Source organism: Limnohabitans sp. DCL3 (assembly GCF_048019295.1).
Taxonomy (GTDB): Bacteria; Pseudomonadota; Gammaproteobacteria; order Burkholderiales; family Burkholderiaceae_C; genus Limnohabitans_A.
On record NZ_CP171842.1, the window covers coordinates 446,186 to 463,426 of the forward strand.

1 protein-coding gene is annotated in these 17,241 nt (G+C 58.1%); it reads left to right on the forward strand.

Annotated features, from left to right (window positions below; genetic code table 11):
• Positions 1–77 precede the first annotated feature (77 nt).
• Complete coding sequence (locus ACHEXK_RS01980; RefSeq protein WP_416547578.1) at positions 78–17,222, forward strand: Calx-beta domain-containing protein; 17,145 nt, start codon at positions 78–80, stop codon at positions 17,220–17,222.
• The last annotated feature ends 19 nt before the right edge of the window (positions 17,223–17,241 follow it).

Genomic DNA, 17,241 nt, shown 5'->3' on the forward strand with positions numbered 1-17,241 from the left:
GCAGCTTGTTGTATTGCCTTGTTTTTCCAATGTGATAGCAGGGGAGGGATGTTCTGTGCCCTTCTCGGGAGTTCCCCATGTCTGAAGTCAATCAAACGTCCAATTCTTCAACCACCTCGGAGCCCATGGTCCTGGCTCAGGCCAACATCCCTTCGGCGGGTGGGCGTGGGGCGGAAACTGGGGTGTCTGTTGAGGCCACCAAAACAGCACAAGATTCGTTTACCTCCGCATTGAGCACTGGTAAATCGGTGCAGGATGCCGTGAAGGATGCGGTGGACCAGGCGAGGCAACAGGCCATCTCCAAAGGCATGAGCGAACAGCAAGCCGACGCTTTGGCTGTTCAAATCCGTGAGGAGCTGGGCGCACGCGCCCAAAGTCTGCCCGCGATTCAGCCGGCTCCGGTCAATGCGGCAGGCTCCGTCGCAGCGCAAATCGGTGTGGCACAGCCAGCACCGGCAGTCACAGACACGCGGGCCTCAACCCCAGACGCACGTGCAGCCACCAACGCTGCGGTGCAAGTGGTCAATCCATTGACCCCTATTGACCCGTTGACGGCGCCTTCATCGGTGGCGGCGGCCACTTCAGTGGCGCCTGCACCCACAGAAACGCTTGCACAGGGCCCATCCTCGGTGGATGCAGGCGGTGGCGTTGGTTCGTCGGCATTGGGTGGATTTAGCCGTGTGATCAGTTCCAACGTGGGTGTGGACTCGGGTGGTTCGATCAACTTAACGGGCATGATTGCGCCCTACCTTGAGCAAAAAGTAGCTTCGGGTGGTGGTTTGGTGACGGCCTTGGCCAATCGCTTTGATATCCGTCCTACCTCTGCCGCGGGTGGCGACCCTGGCACAGTGCAGTCGATGGTCAACCAGATTGCGACCGTCAAGTCCAGTGGCAATCAGGTGGGCAGTGGCTCCGTACCTTTGCCCGTGACCGACAACAAGCCGCCCCTTGAACCCAGCTCGGGTGGACCCAAGTCCGAACCCGCGCCGATCCGGGTGCCCCCATTTTTGGACATCGAGGCTTTGACGCCCACGATGTCTGAGGCCCATGAGGGTTTCATTGAATTGCGCTACAAAGTCACCCGCACGGGTGACTTGTCTGAAGTGGATCGCGTCAAGTGGACCGCGACCGGCCTGAACGAAGCAGACTTGGCGTTGGTGGATGCCTATTCCAACGGCGAATTGGTGTTTCAGCCAAGGGAGGATTCCATTGAGATTGTGATCCGAATCGCATCCAACAGAATCGTCGAAGCAGATCGCCCCATTCAGCTTGAAATCAAAGATCCGGTCAATGCGCGCTTAGGGCCTGTCACCCAAGCCACAACCACGGTGTTGAACGATGACTCCAGGTACGACGTCACCCGCGCACCCGCACAGGCCGATGTTGTCACCGAAACGAGCGCAGGCGGCGGTGTGCCAGCGGTGTTCTTGGTCACGCGCACGGGCAACTTGAGCACGGCCTCATGGGTCGATTACGCAACGGGGTCATCGTCCGAGTTGTCGGCCAATGACTTCGTGGGTGGACTGCCTTCGGGCCGCGTCAGTTTCACAGCCGGTCAAAGTCAGGCTTGGGTGACCCTGGTGGTTCAGCCTGATCAAACGATTGAGCCTGATGAAGATTTGGTCTTCTCTCTGACAGGTGCCGACTACCCGGCCTTGATTGTCGATGGACAAGCCACGGTCACCATTAGAAACGACGACGTGCGCTTCGATGTGGCACGTGCCTCGGGTGTGAATCCCCAAATTTTGGAGGGCACCACCGCTGACGGTCTGACCCCTGTGGTCTTTGAAGTCACCAAAGATGGCATCGTCACGACCGAGCGAACTGTGCGCGTCACCGCCAGTGGACTGGACGCAGATGATTTCAAAGATAACAGCATCCCCGACACCGTGTTGACTTTTGCCCCAGGGCAAAGCGTTCAACAAATCACGGTTTGGGTCAAGCAGGATGCCCAAATCGAAGCCAATGAGACCTTGGTGTTGACGCTCAGTGGCGAGAGCAATTTGGCGACAGTGGGATCGCGTACCACTTCTGTGGTGATCGAAAACGACGACGTGAAGTTTGACATCGCCCCCGCCCAGAACCAGGCATCGCAAGTGCTGGAGGGAACGGGTGCTGGTCCCACGGCCGTCGAGTTTAAAATCACCAAAACAGGCACCGTCAGCACCGAAAGGACCGTCAAAGTCAGTGCAGGTGGTTTGCTGACCAGTGACTTTGTGGGCAACCCCGCCAATTTGCCCGAGTTCGATTTGACCTTCGCGGCCGGCGAGACATCCAAAACGGTCACGCTGCTGATCGCCAGAGACGCTGCGGTGGAGGACCATGAAAACCTCATCCTCAGTCTGAGTCAGCCAAGCCATGGGGCCACACTGGGCGCCAGCCAGGCCACAGTCACGATCGAAAACGACGACGTCAGCTGGTCCGTGGACCGCAAACTGGCCACGGTCCTTGAGGGCACCAGTGAAGGTGGCACAACCCCTGTGGTCTTCACGGTGACCAAGACGGGCACCGTCAGTTCAGCCCGTACGGTTGATTTTGCGGTCTCTGGGCTTGCGGGCAATGACTTTTCGGGTGGACAAGTGCCTGCCCAAACCCTCACGTTTGCTGCGGGTGAAACCAGCCGTGAGATCACCTTGCTGGTCAACCAGGACAACCAGTCCAGTGAAGGCGATGAGAACTTGTTGTTCTCTCTGTCCAATGCATCGCATGCCGGCACCATCACCAAAGACCGTGACGACACACTCGTCTACAACGATGACCTGTCGGTCTCGGTGACGGCAGTGGAATCCACCGTCAGAGAAACCGATCAGGGGCAAGAAACGCTGATGGTGTTCCGCGTTGCCCGCACCGAAGGTTTGAACGAACGCTCGGTCGATTGGGCCATCAATTTGGCGGGCATCAACACGGCCGATTTGGGACCAAATTTCGCCCCAAGTGGCAAAGTGACCTTTGCACCCGGTCAGACCGAAACCTTCATCACCTTGCGTTTGCCGGGCAACAACCAGGTCAACACCGGTGCAGCGCCCCAAGCGACCATGACTTTGAGCGCGCCCACCAACGGCATGAAGCTGGGCCAGTCGTCACAAACCATCACGGTGTCTGACAACGATGTCTACTTTGGCATCACAGCCGATCAAGTCTCCACGACAGAAGGCTATGCAGGCGAAACCAACCACCAAGTCTTGGTGTTCACGGTCAGCCGTGAAACCGCCAATGCAGGCAGTGACACGGTGCAATGGCGCGTGGCACCGTCGAGCGATACCAATGTGGCGGACTTTGGCTCTGGGCAAGACGTCTTGGCCAATGCGGGCCTGCCCAGCGGCACGGTCAGTTTCACAGGCAGCCAGACCAGCGCCAAGATCACGTTGACGCTGGCCGGCGACGACTGGTTTGGTGCCCATGAAACGGTGCTGGTTGAGTTGTCGAACCCATCGCGTGGCGCTGTCAAAACAGGCCTTGACCAGGCCAGCAGCCAAATCGTGAACGACGATGCGCCCTATGCGGTGGCCATTGTGGGCGACGCCACCAAGATCGAGGGCAGCGATTCGGCTTCGGCCGCGCAGTTTGTGTTCAAGGTCACGCGCCCAGGCGGCAGTGCGCTCGATGCGCGCGAGTTGTTGTGGTCGGTCAAGGCCACAGGCTCTCTGGATCCCGCCGCATCGGCCAATGACTTTGCGCCTGATTCTGCCCAATTGCCATCAGGGGTTGTCGCGTTCACAGCCGGACAGACCGATGCCTTGGTGACCATCCAGGTCAAGGCCGACAGCCTGGTCGAGGGCAGTGAGTCGTTTGTGTTGGCAATTGCGGACACGGCCGAGACGCAAAACACCACCATCACGGTGCCTTTGTCTGCACAAGCCACCATCGTGGATGACGATGCAGCCTACCGCATCGATGCCACCAGCGCCATTTTCTTGGAAGGTTCTCAGTCCGGCGCCACACAGGCTTTTGTCTTCCAGGTCAGCCGTGAAGGCTATCTGGGTAACTCGGCCACTGTGACTTGGAATGCCAAACCACTGCTCTCGGGCTTGACCGTCAACGCCGAAGATTTCGCCACCACAGGCCAGACTCTGGATGCCGATGGCATGCCGACGGGGCAGGTGAATTTTTCTGCCGGGCAATCGACCGCCACACTGACCGTGCTGGTGGCCGCAGACGCTTTGTACGAGCCCAACGAAACTTTCCAGGTCTCGATTGGCGCCAGCAACCCCGCGGGCATGAACTTTACAAAGGACACCGCGCAGGGCCTGATTTTCAACGATGAGATCGGTTTGGAAGTCGTGGCCGTTGATGCCTCCAGGCCTGAGGGCGACAGCACGCCAGGCGCATGGTTGGTCTTTGCCGTGAACCGGCTTGGCATCGTTCAGTCACCGTCCACCGTCGATTGGCGCGTCGTGGCGGACAACGCCGCTGAGCTGCTGGGAAATGATTTTGTCAGCGCCCAAAACAACCTGGCCAACACCACTTTGCCCTCGGGGACACTGAGTTTTACGGCGGGTGAAGCCAGCCGATTGATCACATTGCTGGTGGCGCACGACCTGGTGATGGAAAACAACGAAGGCTTTGTCTTCCAACTCTCGAACGCCAGCACGGGCTCGCACATCGTGACCGGCAGTGCCACCGGCACGATCGTCAACGACGATTCCGAGATACAAATAGATCCCGCAACGCCAGCCTCTGTCGATGAGGGCAATGGTGGATCTCAACCCTTGATCATCCGCGTGTTGCGAGACGGCAGCACTGTGGGCGAAGACACCGTGGCTTGGTCACTCAGCGCCACGGGTACGCATGTGGCCAATTTCCCCGCTGACATCAGCAGCGCGACTTCGGGTGTCCTCACCTTTGCCAACGGCAGCTCCTTTGCGCTGTTGACCCTGCAATCGGTCGCCGACAGCGTGGAAGAAAACAACGAATCATTCACATTGACGTTGGGCGCGACCAGCACGGGTGCGGTCTTGAAGCCCAACGTGGCCAATGCCAAAGAAGTCACGCTCGTTAACGACGACAGCACCGTGACACTCAACGCCGTGACAGCCTCTGCCAACGAGGGCAGTGCCGCGTCGCCTGGCGTGTTGGTGTACGAGATTTCGCGCACTGGTGCGCTGCGTGCGGGCACGGTGTCTTTTGGCGTGTCGTCTGGCAATTCGCCTGCTGTCAATGGCGTTGATTTTGCGCAGGGCAGTTTGCCTTCTGGCACGGTCTCATTCACGGCGGGTCAAACCAACTTGCTCCTGACCTTGGACGTCCAGGGTGATTATTTCAACGAATCCGATGAAAACCTGACCGTCGCGTTGACGGCGGTCAGCCCTGGCCAATTGCTCGGGTCGACCGTGAGCCAAACGGGTGTGATCGTGAACGACGACACGGGCGTTTCGGTTGCAGCCAATCTCCCCAGTCAGGTTGAAGGCTCCGTCAGTGGAGGGCGTCTGGCGCACGAATTCACCATCACGCGCAGTGGTATTTTGAGCGGTGAAACTGTCGTCGATTACGCCGTGACGGGTCATGGTGCCGCAGGCTTTGCCGTCGATCAGGGTGATTTCGAGGGCGGCACGCTGCCTGCCGGTTCGGTCACCTTCGCGGCCACAGAGACCACGAAGGTGGTCACGGTCTGGACTCTGAAAGACGAAGCCATCGAAAACAACGAAGGCATTCGGTTGACCTTGACATCGGCCTCGGGCAATGCGGACATCCAGCAGGCCACAGCCGACACGCAATTGTTGTCGGACGACAGCGGATTGCAAATTTCAGCCCAAGCGGCCTCGGTGGATGAGGGGACGCTGGGCGTCGATCAGTCGGTGCGATTCAATGTCACGCGAACGGGTGATTTGTCCAAAGTCAGCACCGTGAATTGGACTTTGTCGGGTGGCTTGGATGCCAATGATTTGACAACAGGCGCGTTGACCTCGGGCACGGTGACCTTCACAGCAGGCATGACTGCGGTTCAGGTCAACCTGCCCGTCAAAGGCGATACCGGCCTCGAATCTGACGAGACGATGACCGTGACCCTGTCCGGTGCCAATGCCGGCAGTTTCATCTTGGATGGCCAAAATGCAGCCAGCACCTTGATCAAGAACGATGACGACCGTTTGACGCTGGCGGCGACTTCTACCACGGTCGATGAAGGCCTTGCAGGCACAAGTACGCCCATCGTGTTCACCATCACACGCGATGCCGCGGGCGTCAAAAAAGCCGGCACGGTGCTCGACTGGACGATGAATTCCAGCATGCTCAAGCCCAATGACTTTGATCTGGTGGGGGGATTGTCCCAGGACCGATCGGGTGCCAATGGCGGTCTGCCCAGTGGCAGCATCACATTTGCGCAAGGCCAAACCGCTGAAGTCGTGACCATTTTGGTGCATGGCGACGGTGCCGTGGAGCGCAATGAAGCCTTCACCATTTCTGTGAGCACAGCCACGCCCAACAACAGTTTCAGCAACACACCGACAGCCGGAGCCATCAGTGTGCCGGGTGTGGTGAACAACGATGACGTTGGCTTTTCGGTGGAGGCCTTTGATGCCGTGGTGGCCGAAGGGCAAACATTGGTCAACGGCGTGGCATCGGGCTCGGGCTCGCCATTGGTATTCAGCATCACCCGTGCCGGTGCTGAAAACACCGTGGCCACCGTTCAATACACGCTGACAGGTGCAGCGGATTTAACCGCTGGCGACATTGCTGGGGGCTTTGGCGCGCTCACGACCTTGACATTCACCAGCGGCGAACTGATCAAGTTCGTCACGGTGATGGCGCAAAGCGACACCACCGTTGAAGCCAATGAACAGTTGGTGATGACTTTGTCCGGTGCCGCCAACCTGACCGATCCGACGGCCACCATCACGGTGCGCAACGACGACCAAATCTTTGATGCGCGCGTCCTAGGGACGGGCACGTCAACCACCGTGCAAGAAGGTGATGCGTCCAGTACAGTGCCCTTGGTTTTCGAGGTGGTGCGCACAGGGGATGCCACCGGCTCTTCGGTTGTCCAGTACGCCGTTGTGGGCGGCGCTGGGGTGAGCAGCGAGGATTACCAAGGCGCCTTGCCCTCTGGCAATCTGACCTTCACAAGTGGGCAGACCAGTGAGCGCGTGACGCTGCTGGTCAATGGCGACCGCATCGGCGAGGCCAATGAGCCCTACACCTTGACCCTCTCCAACCCTGAATACGGCAGTGTGGGCAATGCCAGCGCCACCATCACGGTGGCCAACGACGATACCAATTACCTGCTCTCGCCTGTGAGCGATGTGCTGGAAGGGACCGGAGGCGGTGCCAACAATTACACTTTCACCGTGCAGCGGGTGGGTAATGCATCCGCGGCAGGTAGTGTGAATTGGGCCCTTACCGCCAGAGGCAGCGATGAACTGACCGCCGGTGACTTTGTATCCGCTGGTTCATTGCCCAGCGGTACGGTCAATTTCACCGCCAACCAAACGGCGGCAACGGTCACATTGGCCATCAACCGTGACGCGAACCTGGAAACAGATGAGGGCATGGTGATCACCTTGTCCAACCCCAACCAAGGCACCTTGGAGCCAGGTTTGTTGACGCAGGCCACGGCTGTGATTCAGAGCGACGACGATCAGTTCGCGATCGCCAGAGCGTCTGGCCAGGCGGCCAATCTTTTTGAAGGCAACACAGGCAACACCAACGTGGTGTTCACCGTCACGCGCACAGGTGCACTGCGTGGCGAGCGGGTCGTGAGCTACACCGCTTCCGGAACCGGTATTTCTTCAGCGGACTTTGATGGCTCCGCACTCAGTGGCCCTGTGACATTTGCGCCAGGCCAGTCCACTGCGAACATCACCATGGCCCTCAAGGGAGACTCCAGCAAAGAGGATCAAGAGACCTTGTTGATGACTTTGAGCAGCCCAACGGGAGGGGCAACGCTGGACACCGCCGCCACTGTGGCGCAGGTGATCATTGACAACGACGATGCCCAGCTTTCGATTTCCGCTCAAAATCCGAGCGTCAACGAAGCCAGCACGGTCGGTGGCGTGGTGCAGCAACGTGCCGTTGTTTTCACCATCGCCCGAGTGGGTTATGAGTTCCAGAACTCCACCTTTTCATACAGCGCCACAGGCGTGACGGCCGATGACTTTTTCGCCGGTGTTTTGCCATCGGGAACACTCACCTTCACGAATGGCGAAACAGCGCTCAAAAACTTGACCCTCCTGCTCAAGGCAGACAGCGTCAAGGAGTCGGATGAGAATTTGCTGCTGAGTTTGACCAACCCCAGCGTTGGCACCGAAATCTCATCCACTTTGGGTACGGCGACACAGACCATCGAGAACGACGACTCGGAGTTCAACATCACCGCGGGCACCAACAGCTACGCAGAGGGCGATGCCGCGCACAGCACCAGCGCGCTATTCACCTACACAGTGACCAGAAGCGGCAGCCTCAGCAATGCTGTCTCCGTGGATTGGTTTGTGTCCGGCACGGCGGCCCAACGTGACTTCACGACAGGCACTGGGTACGCAGTGAATCAGTCCAGCCAAGAGATCCGCCCTGAGGGCAGCTTGTACTTTGCCAGCGGACAAAGTTCAGCCACCGTCACGGTTTATGCCTTTGGCGATGCAGGGCGCGGTTCTGTGGAAGGCAACGAAAACTTTGTGCTTGGCCTGAGGAACGCGTCAGACAGCAGCAGCGTTGGCGCTGCGGGCACTTACACGAGCACCATCGTTGACGATGACACCTTGATCACGGCCACCTCAATTATTCGGTTGGCAGAGGAAGTGGCAGGTCAAACGACCAGCTACGTCTACACACTGACCCGGTCAGGCTTCATCGACAGGGAATCCACCTTGAATTACGCGGTGAGTGGCCACACAAAGAACGACCAAGACCGATGGGAATATGGCGCCGCAGCTAACGATTTTGTGGGCAATGCGTTTCCAACTGGCAACGTGACATTTGCGGTGGGCGAAACGGTCAAGACCATCACCATTCGCGTTCAAGGTGACGACGATGCTGATGAAAATGATCAATGGTTCAAAATTGCTTTGACCGGCACCAGCGGTGTGGATCAAATCAATGGCGACCACGACTCTGGAAATAACGCTTTCGTTTTGGGTGAGATCAAGCGTGACGAAGCGTACTTCTCGATTGTCAACTCTGCCACCACCGGGACATCTGTTTATGAGGGGGACTCGCTCGTCGACGGCGCCAGTGCAGCCGCCAACTTGGCCATGGCTGGCAACCAGAGGTCGCATATTTTCAGGGTGGTCCGTGAGCTGAGTCTGGACGGCCCAGCCTTTGTGAATTGGGCGGTGGGTGGTGGCAACACGAGTTACGTTGCAGCCACAGCATCCGATTTCGTGGGTGATCAACTCCCAACAGGTCAAGTCACCTTTGCCGAAGACCAGTCTGAAGGTTTCATCACCATTTGGACCAAAGCCGATGATGTGGGCGAGTACGAAGAAGACTTCCGGGTGTACATCACCTCGGTTTCTTCCGGCAGCAGTTTCCGCACCGAGGACAATTCGGCCTACAACGAAAACCGGGTGGTTTTGCTCAACGACGACACCCGATTTGACATCACCCAAGGTGCTACCGTCACCGAGGGCGCCTCTTTTGTGCTGACCATCACCCGTTCCGGTGATACCCGCGGGTCGGACATTGCCCAATGGGCCGTGTCTTTCACAGGGGCCGAAAACAGCAATGAAAGCAGTGGCACCACCACGACTTGGTACAAATTGGACCCGGCTGATTTGGGCGCCAATGCCGTGGATGCCGTGTCGTCTGAGAGCATGAACCCCATTTACGATTCGGCCAACAAGCGCCTGACCGGTGAAGTTTTGTTCCTCAACGGTGAGTCGACCAGAACCATCACCATCTCCACCATCGATGACAACTTGACAGAGACTTGGCGAGAGCTGTTGCCCACGTCCATCTCGTCTAATTCTCGCAATGTGACCGGCTCGCTGCTCAGTTTGTCGGGCACCTTTGCTCAGAACGACGTCATCAGTCTCTCGATTGATGGCAATGCGGTCAGCTACCCCGTGACCGCAGCGAACATTGACGGCAGTGGCAACTCCGAAACCACCTACAGGAATATCCTGAGCGGCTTGGCGGAAGCGATCAATGACAATGACAATGGCACTGTGGCAGCGTTGGCAACCGCACGAATCTACGACATCAGCCCCACCGTTCCGGGCTTGTTCATTGAAGACGATAGCCACTTTGCAACCGCATCGTTTGTTGTAACGGCCAGTCAAACCTCTGCGGCCGGTACGGTCGCTGTGGTGGCCGAAGTGGCCCCAGACCGTGAAATCGCCTCTCCTGGTTACCAAGGCTCGCAGTGGGTGCTGGACAATGAACCCGACTTGGTCACGGTCTCGCAAAACGTCGCTTCTCGCTACGAAAACACCAGCACGTCCGATCAAACGGTGGTGTTCACCTTGACCCGCACAAACAATGCGGCCACTGGCGATTTGAATTACCCCACCACCATCGCTTGGCGGGTGGACGGGACCGACGCTTATTGGGATATCGGCACCATTGCCGGGACCAATTCCGTTGTCACGTATGAAAAAGTGGTGCCTTATGGAAATACGAACACACCTGCTACTTCCTACAGCCCCAATGCCATTTTTGGCTTGACTTCATTCACCTCAGGGCAGACCACTGCATCGGTCACCTTGACCATTGCCGCAGACACATCGGTAGAGACTGACGACAACTTTGTTTTCAGCTTGGTGGATGCCCAAACCGCTTACAACTACTGGATCACAGAACACACTTACAGCGCGGCGGATTCAAATGGTCGACGGACGGTCACATCCACCTATGATGTACAAGCCTGGGGGAATGACAGGGACAGTTTTGGGCCTGCCAATGTCAACATGGCGGCGGCCAATTCAAAAACCACCTTCACGGTGCTGAGCGATGACATCTATGTCACGGTTGTCAATTTGACAGATGTCGATCCTTATTTGGAGGTTTATGACGGCAAGCTTGTTGCCTTTGAAAACAGTGTTCCTGTCCTCACACTGAAGCGGGCAGGGGTTCTTGATTCGACAGTGGTAATTGGCTATGAAAAAGTCAACGGTGCCACAGAGGTTGGCGACTTCTTTGGCGGTGCGTCGGGTAATCTGACATTGACCGCACAGGCCAATCATTTCGGCGATGCCACTTATACCTTCACCTTGGCGAATTTTTTCAATGACGATGCCAGTGCGGAAGGCCATGAAAATTATTGGATAAGACTGACGGGCCCAGCCGATGTGCAGGGTAACCATGTTCGGTTCAATACGGCAAGCAATACAACTGATGTCCCTGCGGTCATTTACGATGACGACACGGATTTCTCTTGGACATGGGTGACAAACCCGATCGCGTTGGATGAGGGCAATAACGGCAGCGGCCAATTCACCCCCCTGATTGCCAACATGAATCGGAGCGCCGGGTATATGGGGCCCGCCAGCGTCGCGTGGTCCTTGGCGCCTGGCTACACCGTGCAGGCCTCAGACTTCTCTGGGGACATCTTGCCGAGTGGGTCCATGCAGTTCGGTAACGGCGTTACACAACAATCGGTCACGTTGTTGATTCGACAAGATTTGGTGGTGGAATCTGGTGAGTCTTTTGCTCTTCGTTTAACGGGGGCTACTTTGACCGATTTGCCTGGAACCGTTAACAAAAATTACAACATTGTTAGCACTACAGCCACCATCTACAACGACGACACCGGTCTGAGCATCGGTAACGCGTCTGTGACAGAAGTGGACGATGGCGCCAATTCTTCCGCTGTCTTCACCATCACCCGCACGGGTTCGATCGACGAGATCTCCGCGGTCACCTGGCAGGTGACCACCACCGGCGGCGCCGGCAATGCGGGGTCCACCGATTTTGTGGAGACCTCTGGCACCGTGAATTTCGTGGCCAATCAAGTGACCGCCACCGTGACGGTTGCGGTCAAGGGTGACAACGATGCAGAGTCGGATGAGTCCTTCCGGTTGCAAATCACCGGGGCCACCAATGTGGAAGATACCTCGTACCAAAGCAATCCAGGCAACGGCACCATCCTGAACGACGACAGCGCGTTCTCAATTGTGGCCAACCAAGCCCAGGGCGCCTTGGAGTCTGCTGCGCACACCTTCACCATCACACGCACCCACTCAACCGCACAAAACCAAGTGGTGGCCTGGCAATTGGCAGCGACCAGCACAGGCGATGATGCCAATTCCGCAGATTTCACAGGGGGGTTGGTCGGCGGTAACGTGACATTCTCTGCCGGTGTGTTGTCTCAGACCATCACCTTGCCGGTGATCAACGACAGCAGTTTCGAATTCAATGAGGCCTATCAAGTCAATTTGTCATTGGGCACGGGCACCACGGGCGATACGCTGACGGTGTCCTCTGCGCTGGGGAAGGTCCTGAACGATGACACCGCTTTTGGAATCGTGGTGGACACGGCCTCGCGCATGGAGGGTGCTGGTGATGTGGTCTATACCGTGACCCGAGTGGGCGACTTGACCGGAACTTCGACCGTGCAGTTTGCTTTGACGTCAGGGTCGGGCATCACTGGGGCAGATTTCTCGGCCAGCCTGCCAGCGAACCAAGTGTTGACGTTCACTGCGAGTGAGTCAACGCGCACTTTCACGATCGCCGTTTCCAATGACAACGATCTGGAGTCTGCTGAGACATTGACGGCCACCTTGGCCAATGCCACGGGTGCCGGTCTGATCAGCAACCAATCTGCCGCAACCGTCACACTGCTCAACGATGATGCAGCGTTCACACTCAGTCACGTCTCGGGTGCATTGCAGGACTATGAGGGCTCTGGCACACCGCGCGATGTGGTGTTGCGCGTGACACGCACAGGCTACCTCGACAGTTCGGGCACAGTGGCTTACGCCGTGTCGCCATCGGGTGGCGATGCATCGGCTGATTTCGCAACCGGGCTCACGGGCAGCTTGTTGTTCACGGCTGGGCAAACCGAGAGCGACATCACGTTGACGGTGGTGGGTGATTTGACGCAAGAAAACGATGAAAGCTATACGGTGGCTTTGTCGACCAGTTCGTCTGGATTTGCAGTCAACGCTTCATCGACCCAGACGCTGACCTTGCTCAACGACGATACCCGCTTTGACTTGTCTGCAACGGGTGCCACCACGGTGACCGAAAAAGACCCGGGTGATGTGGCCGCTGATGTGCCCGTGGTGTTCCGCGTTGACCGCACAGGCCGCACAACGGCCCAGCAGGTGGTGACTTGGACCGTGGAGGGCCAGGGCGCCGATGGCGCAGGGGCCGCAGATTTTGTGGCGACAACGGGGACGGTGACCTTTGCCGCCAACGCAGTGGGCCCACAAAACTTCACGGTTTACGCCAAAGCCGACTACGAGGGTGAAGCCGACGAAGGTTTCAAGGTCACGATTTCAAATCCGGATCTGCAGTTTGGCACCAGCGCTGTCACCACCGGTGTCATCGTGGACGACGAGGCTTCGTTCTCGGTTCGCCGGCATGAGGAAAGTGGTTCGCCAGTCCCAGATGCTTTCGAAGGGCAATCGGGCTCTGTGGCCTTGGTGTTTGATGTGATTCGGGCGGGCAACATTGCCAGCACGACCAGCACAGTGTCATGGAGCGCTGTGGGCGATGCCGATGTGGCCGACTATGTGGACAATGCCGTGCTGTCGGGTCAGCTGACGTTCACCAATGGCGAGGCCTTGAAAACCGTGACGGTGGTGGTGAAAGGTGACAGCGCTGTGGAACTGGACGAGCGCGTCATTCTGGCGCTGTCCAACCCATCGCCCGATGCCGATGTGGTCGACGCCAAAGCCCAGGCCACCATCACCGTGCGATCAGACGACACATCGTGGAGCTTGGAGTCTGTATCCAACCCGTCTGTGGAGTCAGACACCTCCTCGGGCCATGTGTACCGTGTGGTCAGAACCGGTGGTCTGTACGACACGAGCATCGGTTTCTCGGTGGCGGGCGTCAATGCGGATGCCGCGGCGGCCAATGATTTTGTCGGTGGCAATTTGCCCACGGGGACACTGAGTTTCACTGCAGGTCAGCTCACATCCGCTTTGTTCACCATTCAGGTGGCCGGCGACAGCCTGTTGGAAGCAAACGAGAGTTTTGCAGTCATTTTGGGCACGCCTGTGGCGGATGCCACACCCCGAACCAACGTGATCCCAGTCCAGTCACTGACCTCAACCATCGTCAACGACGACGATGTGATGAGCGTCACGGCCGTGTCCACGGCGGCGACCGAGCCTGATACAGCTGGCAGCAACCCTGTGACGTTCACGATCCACCGTGAAGGCAGCTTGACGGGTGAATCGACGGTGGGTTGGCAGATTCGCAATTCAACAACCGCCGGTGAATCGAATCAAGCGGATTTTGTGACCCCAACAGGCACCGTGACCTTTGCCAATGGTCAGTCGGTGATGGACTTGACCTTGCAGGTCAAGGGCGACATGGATGTCGAGGTGAACGAGGCTTTTGTGCTGGAGTTGGTCAATCCTGGTGCGGGCAGCACCCTGAGCACGACCCAACCCGTCAGCGCCAATGGCACGATTGCCAACAACGACATTGACTTGCACCTCAGCGCTGTGACGGGCCAGGCCAACGAAGGCGATACGGTGCCAGGCACCATGGTCTTCAAGGTGACACGGACGGGTCTGCTGACGGGGACCACCACAGTGGACTACGCCATCGCCGGTACGGGGACGTCGCAGGCCACGAGCGATGACTTTGCGAGCAACTCACCGATGGCCGGCAGTCTGACATTTGCCGCCAATGAAACGGAAGCGCTCATCACGGTTGTGTCCAACCCAGACGGTGCTTTTGAGGCCTCTGAAACATACCTGGTCTCACTCTCAGGCGCATCGGGCAACGCGCAAATTGAAGTCGCTGCCGTCACGGGCACGATCACCAACGATGACGACCAGTTGGAAGTGGTGCCACATGCCGCCACTGTGGCGGAGGGGACCAACCTGCAGATCACGGCTTACACGGATTTTGTCTTCCAGGTGAACCGTACTGGCTCGGCCATTGGCGATGCCAGCGCCACTTGGACGGTCACGCCGCCCAGCAGTGGTCGCACCCTGACGGTACCCAATGAGGTCTCGGCTTCTACGGGGACGGTCAGTTTCACCGACGGACAATCGTCGGCCATGGTGACCATCAAGGTGTTGGCCGATACCTTGGGCGAGTACAACGAGAACTTCCTCGTCACCTTGTCCAGCCCTTCTTTCGGCTCCACACTCATTGGCAGCCCAGCACAGGGCACGGTTCAAAACGACGATCCAGTGCTGTCGATCACGGCCAACCAAGCCACCCAGGTCGAGGGCAACAGCGAAGCACCAGACTCGCCGTTTGTCTTCACGGTCACGCGCACGGGCAACACCACGGGTGCCAGCACGGCCAAGTGGCAAGTGTCGGGCGTGCCTTCGGGTTCCTCGGCAGATCCTGTCGACTTTGGCGGCTACATGCCGTCGGGCTTGGTGGTCTTCACCGCAGGGCAGGTGACGCAAACCTTGACCGTGATGGTCTTGGCCGACGTGGCGGGTGAACTCAATGAAGGCTTCTTGGTCACCTTGTTTGAACCCACGGGGGCCGACTTGTTGGACGAGCGACTGGCAACCATGCACATCGTCAACGACGACACGCTCGTGTCGATCGCCCCTGTGATCACGTCCGTGGCCGAGGGGGCTGAGAGCACCACGGTTCAAGCGGCGTTTGTGTTGACGCGTGAAGGCAACATCAACCAGGTGTCTACGGTTGACTGGCGTGTCCAGGGTGTGTCCACCCAGCAAGTCAATGAAGAAGACTTTGTGGCGGGTCAAGATACACGCAGCAATGGTGGCTTGCCCAGCGGCGTGGCGTCTTTCAGTGTGGGACAAAGCACGGCCACTGTTTGGGTGCAAGTCGACGGCGATGCCAACCATGCGCCTGACGAAATGTTCCGTGTGGCATTGAGTGCACCGTCCGTCGGCGCGGTCAAAGGCGACCCTGCCACCTTCACCGTCTTGAACGACGACGCCTTGATCAGCCTGGACACCACGCCCCAGTTGGCATCGGAAGGTGGCGCACTGCAATTCGCGGTGACCCGCACCGGCACCGGCTTGAGCTTGTCCAGTGAAGTGGTGGTGCGTTGGACCGCCACCGGCTATGGCGAGAGTGCCGCGTCTTCCGGCGATCTGTCGATCATGACGGGGTTGGTGACCTTTGCCGCCAACGCAACGGCTGCGTTGATCACCTTGCAGGCGCAGGCCGATAACTTGGTTGAGCGTGACGAACAGTTCCGCATGACCTTGACGGAAGTGACCTCGGGCAACGCCTCGTTCAATCCGACCGCGTTTGTGGCGCATGCCGCTGTCACCGACGAAGACGTGGGTGTGTGGGTGAGCGCGGTGCGCTCGCAAGCCCTGGAGGGCAGCCAGGTCAGCGGTCAGACACCTTTTGTGGTGGAAGTCATGCGGACCGGCCGACTCGATCAGGTCACCAGCTTGAACCTCTCGGTCAGTGGTGGCACGAGCAGCCCCACATCGGCCGACGATTTCGCCGCAAGCGCCATGGCCGTCACTTTTGCAGCCAATGTCACTTCGCAGTTGGTGACGCTGAGCATCCAGCACGACGCCAACTCTGAAGTTGACGAATCCTTTGTGGTTCGCATTGACCAAGGGGCGGGTTACACAGTGATTGGTGAGCCGGTCTATGGCACGGTCATGAACGATGACGGCACCTCGGGCGCCGATGTCCTCTATGGCAGTGCTGGAGACGATGTGTTGCGCGGTGGTGATGGCAACGATGTCATGTTTGGTCAAGGCGGTGCGGACCGATTCGTCTTCGATGCCCCAAGCTACGGCAAGGACACGGTCATGGACTTCAGTGTCAATGACACGGTGGTCTTCAAGTCAACCGCGTTTGGCAACTTGACCGCCAACACGACCAGCGAACTGTCTGGAACGCTGGACGCCATTTTGGCCAGCTTGAGCAGTGCCAGTGGCGGAGATCCGGACTTTGTTCGCCTCAATGTGACGGGAGAGTTCCAATTTGCAAGCGGTGTGGCAGGGCATCTCGATGAAATTGAGTCCGCGATTTCAGCGGGTCAAGCCACGGGGGCGGGCTTTGTGGCCATTGCAGCAAACAACTCGAACCAAGTCCATCTTTACTACGATGCGGACATGTCGTCCGGCACCAACGGGACAGGCTTGCAAGAGATCGCTGTGCTGCAAGGCATTGACAATGCGCACCATGTTCAACTCGCTCCGGGCGCGTGATCGCATCAGAAAGTCGGGT

What these genes read in the sequence shown, in the direction of transcription:
- ACHEXK_RS01980 (WP_416547578.1), top strand. Translation starts at nt 78, where the DNA reads ATGTCTGAAGTCAATCAAACGTCCAATTCTTCAACCACCTCGGAGCCC.